Raw genomic sequence first — 15,990 nt, forward strand, 5'->3', positions numbered from 1 at the left:
GGTCAGGCCGCGAACAGTTCCAGCTGGGTTGCCGGACGGGACACCAGCGAGCGCAAGTCGGCACGGTCGAGCAGGGCGGTGGGCCGCCAGTCCGCCGTGACGATGAAGGGGCGCAGTTTCTTCACCGATACCGTCATGCGCGCCACGTCGTCCAGCCGCAGGGTACGCCAGCGCCGGGCTGCAACGATGGCATCGACCGCCTTGATGCCGAGCCCCGGAATGCGCAGCAGCATCTCTCGCGGCGCGCGATTGACGTCCACGGGAAACCGGTCGCGAAACTGCAAGGCCCACGCCAGCTTTGGATCGATATCCAGCGGTAGCATGCCGGTGGCGGAATCGGCAGCGGCTCCCACTTCCTGCGGCGAGAATTGATAGAACCGGATCAGCCAGTCCGACTGATAGAGCCGGTGTTCGCGCATGAGTGGCGGACGGCGCAAGGGCAGCACGGTGCTGGCGTCGGGGATCGGGCTAAAGGCCGAATAATAGACGCGCTTGAGATCGAACTTTTCGTAAAGCGACGCCGCGCGCGAAACGATGTCGCGGTCGGTCGCGGCATCGGCTCCGACGATCATCTGGGTGGATTGCCCCGCCGGCGCGAAGGCGGGGGCGGAGCGGAAGCGCTTGCGGGCATCGGCGCCGTCCTCGATCGCGGAGCGCATGGTGCCCATCGCGCCTTCGATGCGCGCCTGCGACTTTTCGGGAGCCAGTCGCTGAAGTCCGCTGACGGTCGGCAGTTCGACGTTGATCGACACGCGGTCGGCGTGGCGACCCGCCGCCTCCACCAGGGCCGCATCGGCATCGGGGATCGTCTTCAGGTGGATATAGCCGCGAAAATCGTGATCTTCCCGCAAGGATCGCGCCACTTCGACGATCTGTTCCATCGTGTAATCGGGCGTGTGGATGATCCCGGAAGAGAGGAACAGCCCCTCGATGTAGTTTCGACGATAGAAATCCAGCGTCAGTTCCACCACCTCCTTCGCCGTGAAACGGGCGCGGCGCACGTTGGAAGACTTGCGGTTGATACAGTAATGACAGTCGAAAATGCAGCTGTTCGTCAGCAACACCTTGAGCAGGCTGATGCAGCGTCCGTCGGGCGCATAAGCGTGACAGATGCCGCCTCCACCCAAGGTAGAGCCGATGCCCTTGCCATCACGCGAATCCCGTTTCTTGACCCCGGACGATGAGCAGGAGGCATCATACTTGGCGGCGTCTGCAAGGATGGAGAGCTTCTCCGAGATTTCGAGCGCGGGCATTGTACGAAGCCTTGTGTTCCATGCCGAAGTCAGCGTGGGTCGAAGCTGCAAAATGGCCCATCGGCAAAGCCGATGCAATCAAAATGTTCCTATCATGTTCTGTTTTTGCGATCGTTTGTCGTTCGGGTCGCGAGGCTTGATCAGTTCATGCGTGCGGCGTAGCGATCGAGTGCCGCCCGGGGACCTTCCGGCCAGCGTGAAAGCACCAGAAGCCGTTTGTGGCCGGCACCGATGGCAAGTTCGTCGGTCACGCCCATCCCGCCGTGAAATTGCACCATCTCGTGTGCCAGGGCGATCGACGCTTCGCTGATCCAGGCACGTGCGCCGCTGACGGCTTCTGCGAAGCTGCCGGCTTCGTGCGATACCAGCGCCAGGTTTAGCAGCGCACGGCTCTGCTCGATGGCGGCGTACTGCGCGACCATGCGATGCTGGATAGCCTGGAAAGAGCCCAATGCCGCGCCGAACTGGTCACGCGTGCGGACATAGTCGAGCGTATCCTGGAACATCCGCTCCATCACCCCCAGCGCTTCGGCGCAGCGTGCCAGATTGGCGAATTGCTGTGCCTCGTCGATTTCGGAGATGCCGCCGTCGAGACGGTGGTCCTTCGGAACCAGCACGCCTTCAAGCGTAAGCGCAGCAGCGATGGAGCCGTCCGCCATCGGCCATTCGCGCCGCGCCAGGCCGGCAGCGTTGGCGGGGACCAGAAACAGCGCGATGCCTTGCGGATCGTCCGGCGCGCCGGCGAGCCGGGCGGAAACGATGTAGCCGTCCGCGCCGCCGCCCGAGACGCAATAGGGTTTGGAGCCATCGAGTCGATAGGCCCCGTCCTGCTCATGCGCGGAGGTTTCCACCCATGGCGAGCTATCGCGCGCGGCTCCTTCGGCATGGGCCAGGGCAAGGCGCTTCTCTCCGGATAGCAGTCCCTCCAGCCACGGGTTGCTCAAGGCTTCAGGCGCGGTCAGCGCGAACAGGCGGCCGGCCAGGACCGATGCTTCGGCCAGAGGCTCCACCACCATGCCGCGGCCGAGGGCCTCGAATATCGTGGCGATGCCGGTGGCGTCGAGGCTGAGGCCGCCCACTTCCTCGGGAAAGGGCGCGGCGATCAGCCCCAGTTCGCCCAGCAAGGCCCAGTTCTTCCCTGAAAAGCCGCCGGGCTCGGCCTGGAAGATGCGCCGCGTCGTGTGATCGTATGTGTTGGCGACGAAGCGCTCGGTCAGCGCCTTGAGCATTTCCTCGTCTTCGTTGAGGTCGAAATTCACGTGGCTCTCCCGTCTGTCATACGGGTGTAGCACCTGCCGTGGGAGCATCTCCGCTGGGCAAAAGACTAGGGCCGGAGGTACTGTTTTTGGGCTTTCGGGCAATTGTGCAGCCCGTCGGGACGCGTTACGCTCTGTGCCGAGAGAGGAAAAACATGTCGCTGTTGTCACAGGAAAACATAGACGCCGTGCGCGTCTCGTCGCCGGCCGGGATTCGTCCGGCGGCGGAGGCTCTGCACAAGATCGCCATGGACCTTGGGTACCGGGCGGCGCCCGCGCACGACATTGCCGACAAGCGCACGCCCGTCGATGGCGAGGGCAAGGTGTTGGCCATCGAGGTGTTCGGCTGGGGCGACGACGAACGGGTGTGGTGGCGCAATTCGCGCATCGCGCTCGATTCCCCGCTGACCACGGCCTGCCGTTTCGAGAGCCAGCCATTCTGGGCCAATGCGCAGGGCTTCCGCACGCGCGAGCCGAACGCTTACCTCACATCGATCGACATCGCCAATTTCGAACAGCGTGCGATGACCCGCGCCTGCATCGCCGTGCCGGTGCATCTGCCTTTCGGCCAGATCGGAGCGGTGAGCTTCAACCCGCTGGACAGGGAGCGGACCGACCTTTCCGAGGATTTCCTGAGGCTGTCGGATGCGTTGGGGCTCTACGCCCGGACGTTCATCGCGACCTATATCCAGGTGATGGGTTCCACTCAGGCGCTGCCGCCGGAATCGCGGCTGTCGAAGCGCGAGGTGGAGTGCCTGCGCTGGGCGGCGATCGGCAAGACCGACCTGGAGATCAGCATGATCATGTCGCGAAGCCGGGCCACGGTGCGGTTTCACATCCACAACGCCGCGACCAAGCTGAACGCGGTGAACCGCAGCCAGACCGTGTTCAAGGCGGCGCAGCTCGGGTATATTTCGCTGCATAATTGAACTGGAAGAACAGCCGTCGTCCCGGACGTGATCCGGGACCGCTGGCGGTCTTTAGGCGTGATGGTTCAGAAGAGCGCCCCAATGCGAGGTGGGCTGTTTACGGCCAGCGGTCCCGGATCAAGTCCGGGACGACGGCACTCGCAACCGGTCCTCCAGCATAAGTTTGGCCCCGCGCAAACCCAGCGCCATGGCGGGAGCATTGGTGTTACCCGTCACGTGGCCCGGCATCACCGAGCAGTCGGCCACCCGCACACCCTGCACCCCGTTTACCCGCAGATGCGGATCGACCACGGCCTCTGGATCGCTTCCCATGCGGCAGGAGCGGATCGCGTGGAGCCCGCAGCTCGAGAGGCGGCGGAATGCGGACAGGATTTCTTCGTCGCTTTCCACTTGAGCGCCGGGCACCAGTTCCGCGCCGACCATCTGCCCCAGCGGCGCTTCGGCCATGAAGGCGCGCATCTTGCGCACCAGCGCGACGGCGGAGCGGCGGTCGTGCTCGGTCGTAAGGAAGTTGTGGCGGATGTCGGCCGGATCACCGGAGTACGGACCCGTAGCCCGCACCGCGCTCTCGCTGGTGAGACGCAGGAGCTGGCCGTAGATGGTGACGCCGGGGCGCGGATCGATCTTGTCGAGCGGGACCGGATCCTTGTCGTCGCCGACCTTGAAGGTGTAGCCGCCGAGGTAGAACTGCGCATCGGTGCGCCCGTCGGGATGGGCGACGTTGCAGAAGGCGCCTATCTCGAAAGGTCCCGTCGCCAGCACGCCGTCATGGCGCAGCAGGTAGCGCAGCATCGCCAGCCCCGCGCCCAGGCCGAAGAAGCTGCGGTTGGTGCCGCGTCCGTGCTCCAGCCGGTAGGGCAGCGAGATCGAGAGGTGCTCGATCATCCGCTCCCCCACGTCCGGTGAGTGGACGAGGGGGGAGACCCCCGCCGCCCTCAGCCGCACGGAATCGCCGATTCCGGAGCGCTGGAGCAGCAGGGGGCTTTCCATGGCCCCCGCGCTCACCACGATCTCGCCCGCGCAATCGAAGCGCTGCGGGCGGCCGTTCACCAGGGCGTCGAGGCCCACGGCACGGGTGCCGTCGAACACGATCCTTTCCGCCAGTGCGCCGGTCATCACGGTGAGGTTCGGTCGCCCGCGTGCCGCCGCGAGATAAGTCCGGGCCGAGGATTCGCGCCGCCCTTTGCGGATGTTGTGGCTGTAATAGCCGACGCGCGGGCCGGTCGCGGCGTTGAGGTCGTCCACGCGTTTCAGCCCCAGCGCCTCGCCGGATTCGATCATGCGCTCGGCCAATGGGTAGGTGAAGCAGGCGGGATCGACATGGACGAGGCCGCCGCTGCCACGCATCGGTGAAGCCCCGGCCGCGTGGTCTTCCAGTTCCAGGAAAGCCTCGGTCATGCTCGCGCCGTTCCAGCCCTTGGCGCCGGCTTCGCTCTCCCAGGCGTCGTAGTCCGCCGGTTCGCCCCGGCTCCAGATCATGCCGTTGATCGAGGACGAACCGCCGAGGCCCTTGCCCCGGATCCACACCTCGCCGCCGGTGTTCTCGCCACCACTTGCCTTGTTGACACCTTCCTCGCGCGGTTGGGAAACCGGATAGGCCCACATGTGCTCCGGCTTCTTCACCAGCTTGGCAACGCCTTTGGGCAGCGTGACCCAGAAGCTGCCGTTGCTCCCGCCCGCTTCCAGCAGCAGCACCTGCGATCGGCCATCGGCGCTGAGCCGTTCCGCCATGACGCAGCCCGCCGAACCGGCGCCGACGATGATGTAGTCCCAGGCTTTTGCCATCTGTTCGTTCTCCCGCCGCCCGTTCTCCCGCCGTCATGCGTCGCACGAACTGGCACATTGGCTACCCTAGCGTTTTGGTGAGTCACAAAGGCGGCGCGGGCGCGCTTAAACCATTCACATCAACGGACTCGAAAGCCGAGAGATGGGGAGAACGATGCGCGCCATTGCCGAAGGCCTGTTTACCGACGAGACGCCGCCCCGGCTGCTGGGCGGCCGCGAACGGGAAACGGGGCGCATGGTGTTTCCCTGCCCTGCCGGCGATGCCTGCGATCCCGTGCCGCTGGCGCGCGAGGGGCGGCTCTGGTCCTATACCGTGCAGCGCTATCGCCCCAAGACTCCGCCTTACGCAGGCCCCGATGCCTTCACGCCGTGGATCGTCGCCTATGTCGAACTGCCTGGCGAAGTCATCGTCGAGGCGCGGCTGGTGGACGTGGATTTCGACGCGGTGCGGATCGGCATGCCGGTGTGTCTCGTGCCCTTGGCGCTCGATCCCGACGCTGCCGAACCACTCGCCATTCCCGCCTTCGCGCCGATGGAAGGAGCGCGGGCATGAGCGACGTCTGCATCGTCGGCATCGGCATCCATCCCTTCGGTCGCACCGATGGCCTATCCGGCGTGGATCAAGGCGTCTTCGCCGTACGGCAGGCGTTGGCCGATGCCGGCGTGAACTGGCCGCAAGTCCAGTTCGCCTATGGCAGTTCGGATGCCGCAGGAAACCCGGATACGATGGTGGACCGGCTGGGGCTGACCGGGGTTCAGTTCATCAATGTGCGCAACGGTTGCGCGGCGGGCGGATCGGCGCTGTTCTCGGCGCAGATGGCGATCAAGTCCGGCGAGTTCGAGCTTGGCCTTGCGGTCGGGTTCGACAAGCATCCGCGCGGCGCCTTCAATGCCCTGCCGAGCGAATACAACCTGCCCGATTGGTACGGCGAGGCGGGCTACATGGTCACGACCCAGTTCTTCGCGGCGAAGATCATGCGTTACATGCACATGTTCGGCATCTCCCACGAGACGCTGGCGCGCGTGTCCGAAAAGGCGTTTCGGAACGGTGCCCATGCGCCGCATGCCTGGCGCCGCCAGCCGGTGCCGATCGAGGAGATCCTGGCCGCACCGCTCGTTTCGGATCCCTATACCAAGTACATGTTCTGCTCACCCGCCGAGGGCGGTGTCGCGCTCGTCCTTGCCAGCGAGAAGAAGGCGCGCGAACTGGGCAAGCCGCTGGTCCGCCTGAAGGCCGCCACCATGCGCACCCGTCCGCCGCACAGCTTCGAGGTTTTCGCGCCCGGTGTGGACGTGGTGGCGGACGACAGCGTGCCGCGCGGCACTGCTACCCGCATCGCCTCCGCCGATGCCTTTCGCCTTGCCGGGATCGGACCGGGCGACATCGACGTAGCCCAGCTTCAGGACACCGAGGCGGGCGCGGAGATCATGCACATGGCGGAAAACGGCTTCTGCGCCGATGGCGATCAGGAGCGCTGGCTGGCCGAAGGGCGGACGGAGATCGGCGGCGCGCTGCCGGTCAATACCGATGGCGGCTGCCTTGCCTGCGGGGAGCCGATCGGCGCTTCGGGGCTGCGGCAAGTCTACGAAAACGTGGTGCAACTGCGCGGAGACGGTGGCGGCCGTCAGGTGCCTCATCAGCCGAAGACCGCCTACAGCCACGTCTATGGGGCGCCGGGCGTATCGGCAGTGACGATTCTGGAACGATAGAACGCATGGACATCGAACTCTCCCCCGCCGACGAAGCCTTCCGCGAAGACGTGCGCGCGTTCCTGCGCGAGAACCTGCCCGATGCGGTGAAGGCCGGCGCCGCCGCCACGCCATCGGTCTTCGTGGAGCCGGACATTGGGCAGGCCTGGAATGCGGTGCTCGATGCCAGGGGCTGGCTGGGCTATCAGTGGCCGGTCGAGCATGGCGGCACCGGCTGGACGCCGCTTCAGCGCTATCTCTTCGAAAAGGAATGCGCCGCCGCCGGCGCGCCGAACCTCACCGTGCTGGGCCTCAAGCTGCTGGCCCCGGTGCTCTGGACGTTTGGCAGCGAGGCGCAGAAGGCCCGCTACCTGCCGCGCATCCTTTCGGGCGAGGATTACTGGTGTCAGGGCTTTTCCGAGCCCGGTGCCGGGTCGGACCTTGCCAGCCTGAAGACCCGCGCGGTGCGGGACGGTGACGATTACGTGGTCAACGGATCGAAGATCTGGACCACTCATGCCCACCACGCAAACGGCATGTTCACGCTGGTGCGGACCAATCCCGATGTAAAGAAGCAGGCGGGTATTTCGTTTCTGCTGATCGATCTGGCCAGTCCGGGCGTCTCGGTGCGGCCGATTCTGACCACTGCGGGCGATCACGAGGTCAATCAAGTGTTCCTGGAAGACGTGCGGGTGCCGGTCGAGAACCTCGTCGGGGCGGAGGGCGAGGGGTGGACCATCGCCAAGTTCCTGCTCGAGAACGAGCGCGGCGGGTCGTGCCATGCGCCCAAGCTCGGCTATGATCTCGCGCAGATCGAGGCGGCTGCGAAAGCCGAGAGCGACGGGTGCGGCGGGGCCCTGGCCGACAGCATCGACTGGCGCCGCCGGGTGGCGAAGGCGCGGCTCGGCGTCGAGGCGCTGGAGATGATCGAGCTGAAGATCATCTCGGAGATCGCCAAAGGCCGCAAGCCGGGTCCGCAGACCTCGCTTACCAAGCTGCTGGCATCCAACCTGCGGCAGGAGATCGATCTGCTGGCCGTGGACCTGTTCGGGATCGCCGGGCTCCAGCTGGAAACCGCGCGCCCGCTCTATGGCGACAATGCGCCGGAGCCCGTTCATTCGCGCGCCGCGCAAGTGGCCGCCGCGCGCTATCTCAACAGCCGGGCCTGGACGATTTTCGGCGGGACAAACGAGGTGCAGAGCACCATCATCGCCAAGTCCGTCCTGGGCCTTTGAAAAGGAACCGTGAAGCGATGCGGACGACAACGGGAGAGGAAACCGGCATGCAACTGAACCGCGAGGCGCTCACGCGCGCCTATCGGCAGATGAAGCTGATCCGCGAATTCGAGGAACGCCTTCACGAAGAGATCCAGACCGGGGAGATCGCCGGCTTCACGCATCTCTATTGCGGACAGGAAGCCGTGGCGGTGGGCGTCTGCGAGCATCTTTCCGAGCGGGACAAGATCGTCTCCACCCATCGCGGTCATGGCCACTGCCTTGCCAAGGGCTGCGATGTCACCGGCATGATGAAGGAGATCTGGGGCAGCCAGGAAGGCCTTTGCAATGGCAAGGGCGGCTCCATGCACATCGCCGATATCGACAAGGGCATGCTCGGCGCCAACGGCATCGTCGGCGCGGGCGCGCCGATCGCGGTGGGCGCGGCGCTTTCGAACAAGATCGACGGGCCGGACGAGAATGGCAAGCTGGCCGTCTCGATCGCCTTCTCGGGCGACGGGGCGTGCAATCAGGGCACGACGTTCGAGGCGATGAACCTGGCCGTCGTCACCAAGGCGCCGGCGATCTTCGTCTTCGAGAACAACCACTATTCGGAACATACCGGCGATGCCTATGCCGTGGGCACCGCGCAGGACATCGCCAGCCGCGCCGAAGCCTTCGGCATGAAAGTCTGGCGGGCGGACGGGACGGACTTCTTCTCGGTATTCGACACGTTCGGCGAAGTGCTGGAATTCGTGCGCACCCCTGGCAACGGCCCGGCGGCGGTCGAATTCGATACCGAGCGCTTCTTCGGCCACTTCGAAGGCGATCCGCAGCGTTATCGCGGGGAGGGGGAGCTGGACCGGCTGCGCGCCACGCGCGACTGCCTGCGCAAGTTCCGCGAGAAGGTGACCGGGGCGAAGCTGCTGACCGACGTCGATCTGGACGCGGTGGATACCGATGCCCTCGGTACCATCGAGCAAGCTGTCGCAGACTCTCGCGCGGCGGCACGGCCCCAGCCCGAGAACGTTCTCGAAAACGTTTACATCAGCTACTGACGGCGGAGCGGAAACCATGGCTAAAATGATGTACCGCGACGCCATTCGCGGCACGATTTTCCAGGAAATGCAGCGCGATCCGCGCGTCGTCGTACTGGGCGAGGACGTGGTGGGCGGCATGGGCACGGCCGGAGGTCCCGAGGCGATCGGCGGCATCTGGTCCACTTCCACCGGGTTTTACGAGGCGTTCGGGCCCGACCGGGTGATCGACACGCCGATCAGCGAAAGCGCGATCATGGGCGCGGCGGGCGGACTTGCTCTGGCCGGCAAGCGGCCGGTGGCGGAGATCATGTTCGCGGACTTCATCGGCGTCTGCATGGACCAGCTGTGGAACCAGATCGCCAAGTTCCGCTACATGTTCGGCGGCAAGTCGGTTTGCCCGGCGGTGATCCGCATGCCCTGCGGCGCGGGCTACAATGCCGCCGCACAGCACAGCCAGATGATCAGCCAGTTCGTGACGTCGATGCCCGGCCTGAAGGTCGTCATGCCCGCGACCCCCGCCGATGCCTGCGGCTTGCTGCGGCAGGCGATCCGCGACGACGATCCGGTGGTCTTCCTGGAGCACAAGTTCCTCTACGCCATGACCGGCGACGTGCCGGACGATCCCGATTTCACGATCCCCTTCGGCCATGCGCGGCTGGCGCGGGCGGGCGAAGATGTGACGATCGTCGCCTCCGGCATGATGGTCGGCTATGCGGAAACCGCCGCCGACGATCTGGCACAGGACGGCGTGGGCTGCGACGTGCTCGACTTGCGCACGACCTCTCCGCTCGATGAGGAAGCGATCCTCGATTCCGTGGAGGCGACCGGGCGGCTGGTGATCGTGGACGAGGCGCCTCCCAGGTGCAGCCTTGCGACGGACATTGCCGCGCTGGTGGCGAGCAAGGCGTTCGCCAGCCTGAAGGCACCGATCGAGATGGTCACCGCGCCGCACACGCCGGTGCCCTTCGCCCGCGAGCTGGAAGGGGCCTATCTGCCCAGCCCCGCGAAAGTCGCCGCCGCCGTCCGCAAGACGCTGGCCTACCGGTGAGGAGGGCGCTGTCATGAGCAGAATCCGCGCTTTCACGATGCCCAAGTGGGGCATCGAGATGACCGAGGGCACCGTGGCCGAATGGATGGTCAAGGAAGGCGAAAGCTTCACGCGCGGCCAGACGCTGTGCCTGATCGAGACCGCCAAGATCACCAACGAGGTCGAGGCCGAATACGACGCCACCTTGCGCCGGGTACTGGTTACCGGCGGCAGCGAGGCCGAGCCAGTCGGTGCGTTGCTGGCCGTGTTCGACGAAGGGGCCCATTCCGAGGATGAGATCGAGGCCTTCATCGCCGCCTTCACGCCCGCCGAGGGCGGCGTGGCGCAAGGAGCATCGAAGGCCAAGGTCGCTGTGCCCGAGCCGGTGGGTGCTGTCGTTGGCGCTATGGACCGCGTGCGCGTGCCGATCGATACCAACCGCCCGATCAGCCCCGAGGCGCTGCGTCTGGCCGAGGAGGAAGGCGTCGATATCTCCGATATCGAGGGTTCCGGTCGTCAGGGCAGGATCACCCATCAGGACGTCGTCAAGGCGATGCGCGGCCCGGCCAGTCCGGCGCTGAAAGGTGCGTTGGTGCTTCCAGAGGACGATGGAGGAGTTTTCGCCTCTCCACTCGCGCGCCGCATCGCCGCGCTGCATGGACTTGCGCTGGCGGGCATGAAGGGCACCGGCCCGCGTGGGCGCATCTCCAAGGCGGATGTGCTGGCCCTCGTTCCCCCGCCGGCAAGTTCCGGCTCGCTTGCCGCGCCTGAGTTCGTGGCGGGTGAGAACCGGCCCGAGATCGTCCCTTTCGACCGCATTCGTAAGGTCGTCGCCCAGCGGCTGACCCAGGCGAAGCAGGAGATCCCGCATTTCTACTTGCGCCTCTCCGCCCGCGCCGATGCCCTGTTGGAACTGCGCAAGAGCGCCAATCTGGTGCTCGGCTGCAAGGCCTCGGTGAACGACTGGGTGGTCAAGGCCTGCGCCATGGCGCTGGTCCGTCATCCGGAGGTCAACGTGCAAGTCCACGGCACGGATATCTACCGCTTCCCTCATGCCGACATTTCCATCGCGGTGGCGGGCCCCAAGGGCCTCGTCACCCCGGTCGTGCGGCAGGCCGACCGGATGCGGATCGACCAGCTGGCGGCAGAGACCCGCCGCCTGATCGACAAGGTGGAAGGTAAGGGGCTGGGCATGGAGGATATGGAGGGCGGCACGTTCTCCGTCTCCAACCTGGGCATGTTCGGGGTCGAGAATTTCGACGCGATCATCAACCCGCCGCAGGGCGCGATCCTTGCCGTCGGTGCGGCGCAACGTCAGCCAGTGGAGACGGCGAGCGGCGGCGTCGTGTTCGAGACACGGATCGCCCTGACGCTCTCGGTGGACCACCGCGCTATCGACGGGGCTGCCGGGGCGCGGTTCCTCCAGACGCTCAAGACCTTGATCGAAGAACCGCAAGGCCTCTTCGCGTGAACGAAGGAATCATCATGACTCGTCAGGCCAAACCGGGACCGCTCAAAGCGCTGGGTGATGTGATCCAGCTCGCCTACTTCCCCACCGATTTCGACGCGGCGCTGAAATACTGGATCGAAACCGTTGGCGTCGGGCCTTTCTTCGTGCTGAACGACGTGCGGTTGGGCGAGATGAAGTACAAGGGCCAGCCCACCGACGCGACCTTCTCGATGGCGATCGGTTATTGGGGCGATATCCAGATCGAGCTGATCCGCACCGAGAGCACGGCGCCATCGCTCTACACGGGCGAATATGCCGTGCGCGATCGACTGCACCACGTCTGCGTCTTCGTGAACGACATTGCCGAGGCGCGGCGCGCCTGCGCCGAGGCGGGCGCGGAAGTGATCGTGGAAGGCAAAGTGGGCGAGGATGGCGAAGTGATCTACGTCGATCCCGGCCAGGGTCCGGGCTTCGTGATCGAGTACCTTCAGCCGATGGCCGGATCGGAAGGCCTGTTCGAAATGATGAAGGCCGCCGCGCGCGATTGGGACGGCAGCGATCCGGTGCGGGTGCTGCAATGACGAACGCGCTTTCAGGCCACGCCGCGTCGATGGCCGACCGGGTAGAGACTTTCGTGCGTGAGATGGTCGCGCCCTACGAAACGGACCCGCGCCGCGACCATCACGGCGCCCCTACCGACGAACTCGTGATGGAGCTGCGCGAAAAGGCGCGTGCTGCGGGTGTGCTCACGCCGCATATCCGCGAGGACGGCAGCCATCTGACCCAGCGCGAGACCGCAGAAGTCCTGATCCGTTCCGGCCTCTCTCCGCTCGGCCCGCTCGCCTGCAACACCATGGCGCCCGATGAGGGCAACATGTACCTGATCGGCCATGTCGGTTCGCCGGAACTCAAGGCGCGTTTCCTGAAGCCGCTGGTGGAGGGCCGGGGCCGCTCCGCCTTTTTCATGACCGAGCCGGCCGACTGGGGCGGCGCAGGCTCCGACCCGTCGATGATGAAGACAACCTGCCGCCGCGATGGCGAAGACTGGGTGATCGACGGGCGCAAGACCTTCATCACCGGCGCCAAGGGCGCGATGGTCGGCATCGTCATGGCGGCATCGGCGGAGGAGGACACCAGGGGCGGCGCCTGCATGTTCCTGGTCGACCTGCCCGATCCCGCCATCGTGATCGACGAAGTGCCGAACACCATCGACACCTCGATGCCCGGCGGCCATTCCACCGTGACGATCCGCAATTTGCGCGTACCTGCCGCTCAGATGCTGGGTGAGCCGGGCGAGGGCTTCAAGTATGCACAGGTCCGTCTGAGCCCCGCGCGCCTCTCGCATTGCATGCGCTGGCTGGGCGCCTGCATCCGCGCGCACGAGATCGCCGTGGACTACGCCTGCCGCCGCGAGGCCTTCGGCAAGACGCTGATCGATCACGAAGGCGTGGGCTTCATGCTGGCGGAGAACCGCATCCTGCTGCAACAGAGCCGGCTGATGATCGACTGGTGCGCCGACGTGCTTGACAGCGGATCGCGGGGCACCGTCGAAAGCTCCATGGCGAAAGTGGCGGTGAGCGAGGCGTTGATGAAGATTGCCGACAATTGCGTGCAGGTGATGGGTGGCATCGGCGTTACCGATCGCACGATCGTGGAGCAGGTGTTCCGGGAAATCCGTGCCTTCCGCATCTACGATGGGCCGACCGAAGTGCACAAATGGTCGCTCGCCAAGAAGATCAAGCGCGAGTGGAAGCAGGCGCAAACGAACGAGAGCCATGGGGAGGTCGCGTAAGGTCATGACCGCCGATCTCGCCGCCGACAATTCCGGCACCGTGCCCGTCCGCGAGGGCTACCGTTTCGACGAGGCGGAGCTGGCCCGCTGGATGGATCGGAATGTCGAGGGTTTCTCAGGGCCGCTCAGGGTAGAACAGTTCAAGGGTGGCCAGTCCAACCCCACCTACCGGCTTGTCACGCCGTCGCGCAGCTACGTATTGCGCCGGAAGCCGCCGGGCGACCTGCTTCCTGGCGCTCATGCCGTCGATCGGGAGGCGCGCGTGCAGACGGCGCTGGGCGCAGCGGGCTTTCCGGTAGCGCGCATCCACGGCCTTTGCACCGACGATGCCGTGATCGGCACCTGGTTCTACGTGATGGACATGGTGGAAGGCCGCATCTTCTGGGATGCGACGTTCCCGCAAGTCTCGCGAGAGGAGCGCCCGGCCTACTTCGATGCCATGAACGCGACCATGGCGGCGCTCCACGCGATCGATCCAGAGGCCGCAGGGCTGGGCGACTATGGCAAGCCCGGCAATTATTTCGCGCGGCAGATCGGTCGTTGGACGAAGCAGTACCAGGCGGATGAACTGGCGGGCCGCAATGCCGACATGGATGCATTGGTGGCAGCGCTGCCCGGCCTGATCCCGATGGGAGACGAGACTGCGGTGATCCACGGCGATTGTCGCTGCGACAACATGATCTTCCACCCCACCGAGCCGCGCGTGCTGGCGGTGCTGGACTGGGAACTCTCGACACTGGGCCATCCGCTGGCCGATTTCGCCTATCATGCGCTGATGTACCGCATGTCGCCGGAAATCGTGCCGGGTCTCGCAGGCGCCGACCTGCACGCGCTCAATATCCCGAGCGAGCGCGAATACGTGGCAGCCTATTGCGCGCGGACGGGGCGCGAGGACATCCCGAACTATGAATTCTACATAGCCTTCAACCTGTTTCGCCTGGCCGCGATCTTCCACGGCATCAAGGGCCGCGTTCTGCGTGGCAATGCCGCTAATGCCCAGGCCGCGCGCCGCGCGGAAAGTTTCCCCGTGCTCGCACGCATGGCGCGGAACAGCCTCGACGCGATCGGATAGCCCCTCTGATCGTCGGAGCCATTGGCAGAAACCGGAACTTCGCGTTCGCCGCCGGACATCGACCCTGCCAGGATAGCGGCCGCAATCGCCATCCAGGAAGCCGAGCATGTCCGGTCAGCAAAAATCCGTCCGCGAGATTTCCGCGAAGTGGGACGACGTCCTGCTGGTCTGCCGCAAGTGCAGCAGGAAGGTCCACGGCGGGTTCGGAAAGAAAGGCGGGCAGCGACTGGAAAAGGCGCTCAAGTCGGAGCTGAAGGGAAGGGGGCGCTACAAGGTGGTGTCGGTGCCATGCCTCGATATATGTCCGAAGAACGCGGTCTGCCTGGTGCGGGCCGGTGAGCCGGGCAAGGTTCGGCTGGTAGCGCCGGGCGCGGACATGGAGGACATCGTGGGCGGGCTCGCGCCTCCTCATGAAACGCGGTAGGGGGGCTCTGGATTTCCGGACCGGGGCGTTCGCCGAAGCCAGCCTCGACATTCGACCGCGATCGTCCGGTGGGGTTGGTGGATGACACCCTTCCACCAGCCCGGACCACGATGCGCAAACGCTTGCCAAGATGGGCCGATTGCCCAACACTCGGCCGATGATCACTCTGCCCACTCTTGGCGAGGCCTTCTATATTGTCGAGTGGGGCATCCGGCTGACGATGCTGGCGGTCGTGCCGTTGCGCCGCACACCCGCCGCCGCAGCAAGCTGGCTGCTGCTGATTTTCTTCCTGCCGGTGCCGGGGCTGCTGCTTTTCACCGCCATCGGCAGCCCGCGCTTTCCGGCCTGGCGCGTGGAACGGTTCGAAAGCCTGCGCGGCTTCTTCGCGGATGCCGCGAAACGCATGGCAGGCGATGACCCCGACGCGGGCGAAGCGCCCGAGGAAGTCGTCGAACTGGCCAATCGGCTGGGCCATTTGCCTGCCGTGTCCGGCAATGCGGTGGAACTGATGGACGATTACGATGCCGTGATCGCCAGGCTCGTCGCCGATATCGACGCGGCTCGGGATCACGTTCGCCTGCTGTCCTACATCTTCGCCGACGACGCGACGGCGCACCGCGTGATCGCCGCTTTGGGACGGGCGGTCGATCGGGGGGTGCCCTGCCATGTGCTCGTCGACCCCGTGGGCTCCTATCGTTGGCTGAAGGGGACGCTTCTCGCCTTGCGCGGACAGGGGGTGCGGGTGCGCCGCATGTTGCCGTTCCGCCTGATCCGGGGGCGCACCCGGCGCGACATGCGCAATCATCGCAAGCTGTTCCTGATCGACGGGCGGATCGGCTATGCGGGTTCGCTCAATATCGTCGCCAAGGATTTCCGCCCCGGCGTGACCAATCGCGAACTCGTCGCCCGCGTGACGGGGCCTGCCGTGGCGGCGATGTCGGCGATCTTCGTGTCGGACTGGTTCATGGAGACCGAGGAACTGCTCGAACCCGCGGTCGTCCTGCCGCCCCCCGCAGGTGCCTCCATCCTTCAGGTCCTGCCCAGCGGAGCGAATTATCC

The 15,990-nt window shown here is 65.6% G+C and carries 15 protein-coding genes; 12 read left to right on the forward strand and 3 right to left on the reverse strand.

What is annotated here, in order from left to right:
- Positions 1-2: 2 nt before the first annotated feature.
- Entirely contained in the window at positions 3-1,253 is a 1,251-nt protein-coding gene (locus RT424_RS16320; RefSeq protein ID WP_313440449.1) for a putative DNA modification/repair radical SAM protein, read from the reverse strand.
- A 140-nt stretch (positions 1,254-1,393) separates the two neighbouring features.
- Positions 1,394-2,512 carry an acyl-CoA dehydrogenase family protein gene (locus RT424_RS16325; RefSeq protein ID WP_313440451.1) on the reverse strand — a complete coding sequence of 373 codons (1,119 nt, stop codon included), beginning with the start codon at positions 2,510-2,512 and terminating at the stop codon, positions 1,394-1,396.
- A gap of 152 nt (positions 2,513-2,664) precedes the next feature.
- On the opposite strand from RT424_RS16325, the gene RT424_RS16330 reads away from it, so the two are divergent.
- Positions 2,665-3,438 carry a helix-turn-helix transcriptional regulator gene (locus RT424_RS16330; RefSeq protein ID WP_313440477.1) on the forward strand — a complete coding sequence of 258 codons (774 nt, stop codon included), beginning with the start codon at positions 2,665-2,667 and terminating at the stop codon, positions 3,436-3,438.
- 117 nt (positions 3,439-3,555) lie between these two features.
- Here RT424_RS16330 and RT424_RS16335 read toward each other — a convergent pair whose 3' ends face one another.
- On the reverse strand, positions 3,556-5,223 hold the full coding sequence (locus RT424_RS16335; protein ID WP_313440453.1) for a GMC family oxidoreductase N-terminal domain-containing protein: 1,668 nt from the start codon (positions 5,221-5,223) through the stop codon (positions 3,556-3,558).
- Between the two features lie 154 nt (positions 5,224-5,377).
- Between RT424_RS16335 and RT424_RS16340 the strand changes: the two genes are divergently transcribed.
- The 11 genes from RT424_RS16340 to RT424_RS16390 all read left to right on the forward strand — a co-directional run.
- Positions 5,378-5,776 (forward strand): OB-fold domain-containing protein, encoded by a 399-nt coding sequence (locus tag RT424_RS16340; protein ID WP_313440455.1) that lies wholly within the window; start codon positions 5,378-5,380, stop codon positions 5,774-5,776.
- Positions 5,773-6,933, forward strand: a complete 1,161-nt coding sequence (locus RT424_RS16345) for a thiolase family protein (RefSeq protein WP_313440457.1) — start codon at positions 5,773-5,775, stop codon at positions 6,931-6,933. The genes RT424_RS16340 and RT424_RS16345 overlap by 4 nt, the downstream gene beginning before the upstream one ends.
- A 5-nt stretch (positions 6,934-6,938) precedes the next feature.
- Positions 6,939-8,147: an acyl-CoA dehydrogenase family protein gene (locus tag RT424_RS16350; protein WP_313440459.1), complete on the forward strand. Its 1,209-nt coding sequence runs from the start codon at positions 6,939-6,941 to the stop codon at positions 8,145-8,147.
- A 47-nt stretch (positions 8,148-8,194) separates the two neighbouring features.
- Positions 8,195-9,184 (forward strand): thiamine pyrophosphate-dependent dehydrogenase E1 component subunit alpha, encoded by a 990-nt coding sequence (locus RT424_RS16355; RefSeq protein ID WP_313440479.1) that lies wholly within the window; start codon positions 8,195-8,197, stop codon positions 9,182-9,184.
- Between the two features lie 16 nt (positions 9,185-9,200).
- Positions 9,201-10,214, forward strand: a complete 1,014-nt coding sequence (locus RT424_RS16360; RefSeq protein ID WP_313440461.1) for an alpha-ketoacid dehydrogenase subunit beta — start codon at positions 9,201-9,203, stop codon at positions 10,212-10,214.
- 13 nt (positions 10,215-10,227) lie between these two features.
- Entirely contained in the window at positions 10,228-11,664 is a 1,437-nt protein-coding gene (locus RT424_RS16365) for a 2-oxo acid dehydrogenase subunit E2 (protein ID WP_313440463.1), read from the forward strand.
- A gap of 14 nt (positions 11,665-11,678) precedes the next feature.
- The gene (locus RT424_RS16370) at positions 11,679-12,224 is read left to right on the forward strand and encodes a VOC family protein (protein WP_313440465.1); all 546 of its coding nucleotides are present in this window, start codon (positions 11,679-11,681) and stop codon (positions 12,222-12,224) included.
- On the forward strand, positions 12,221-13,435 hold the full coding sequence (locus tag RT424_RS16375; RefSeq protein WP_313440467.1) for an acyl-CoA dehydrogenase: 1,215 nt from the start codon (positions 12,221-12,223) through the stop codon (positions 13,433-13,435). The genes RT424_RS16370 and RT424_RS16375 overlap by 4 nt, the downstream gene beginning before the upstream one ends.
- A 4-nt stretch (positions 13,436-13,439) precedes the next feature.
- Positions 13,440-14,507, forward strand: coding sequence for a phosphotransferase (locus tag RT424_RS16380; RefSeq protein ID WP_313440469.1), 1,068 nt, complete (start codon positions 13,440-13,442; stop codon positions 14,505-14,507).
- Positions 14,508-14,613: 106 nt separating this feature from the next.
- Complete coding sequence (locus tag RT424_RS16385; protein ID WP_313440471.1) at positions 14,614-14,931, forward strand: (2Fe-2S) ferredoxin domain-containing protein; 318 nt, start codon at positions 14,614-14,616, stop codon at positions 14,929-14,931.
- Between the two features lie 157 nt (positions 14,932-15,088).
- A partial coding sequence (locus tag RT424_RS16390; RefSeq protein ID WP_313440481.1) for a phospholipase D-like domain-containing protein occupies positions 15,089-15,990 on the forward strand: 902 nt, incomplete at its 3' end.

The organism is Novosphingobium sp. (genome assembly GCF_032093395.1).
Taxonomy (GTDB): Bacteria; Pseudomonadota; Alphaproteobacteria; order Sphingomonadales; family Sphingomonadaceae; genus Novosphingobium.

Excerpts from the sequence above, each read along its gene's own strand:
- RT424_RS16375 (WP_313440467.1), top strand. The coding sequence starts at position 12,221 with ATGACGAACGCGCTTTCAGGCCACGCCGCGTCGATGGCCGACCGGGTA.
- RT424_RS16340 (WP_313440455.1), top strand. The coding sequence starts at position 5,378 with ATGCGCGCCATTGCCGAAGGCCTGTTTACCGACGAGACGCCGCCCCGG.
- RT424_RS16365 (WP_313440463.1), top strand. The coding sequence starts at position 10,228 with ATGAGCAGAATCCGCGCTTTCACGATGCCCAAGTGGGGCATCGAGATG.
- RT424_RS16320 (WP_313440449.1), bottom strand. The coding sequence starts at position 1,253 with ATGCCCGCGCTCGAAATCTCGGAGAAGCTCTCCATCCTTGCAGACGCC.
- RT424_RS16370 (WP_313440465.1), top strand. The coding sequence starts at position 11,679 with ATGACTCGTCAGGCCAAACCGGGACCGCTCAAAGCGCTGGGTGATGTG.
- RT424_RS16385 (WP_313440471.1), top strand. The coding sequence starts at position 14,614 with ATGTCCGGTCAGCAAAAATCCGTCCGCGAGATTTCCGCGAAGTGGGAC.
- RT424_RS16345 (WP_313440457.1), top strand. The coding sequence starts at position 5,773 with ATGAGCGACGTCTGCATCGTCGGCATCGGCATCCATCCCTTCGGTCGC.
- RT424_RS16380 (WP_313440469.1), top strand. The coding sequence starts at position 13,440 with ATGACCGCCGATCTCGCCGCCGACAATTCCGGCACCGTGCCCGTCCGC.
- RT424_RS16355 (WP_313440479.1), top strand. The coding sequence starts at position 8,195 with ATGCAACTGAACCGCGAGGCGCTCACGCGCGCCTATCGGCAGATGAAG.
- RT424_RS16350 (WP_313440459.1), top strand. The coding sequence starts at position 6,939 with ATGGACATCGAACTCTCCCCCGCCGACGAAGCCTTCCGCGAAGACGTG.
- RT424_RS16330 (WP_313440477.1), top strand. The coding sequence starts at position 2,665 with ATGTCGCTGTTGTCACAGGAAAACATAGACGCCGTGCGCGTCTCGTCG.
- RT424_RS16360 (WP_313440461.1), top strand. The coding sequence starts at position 9,201 with ATGGCTAAAATGATGTACCGCGACGCCATTCGCGGCACGATTTTCCAG.
- RT424_RS16335 (WP_313440453.1), bottom strand. The coding sequence starts at position 5,223 with ATGGCAAAAGCCTGGGACTACATCATCGTCGGCGCCGGTTCGGCGGGC.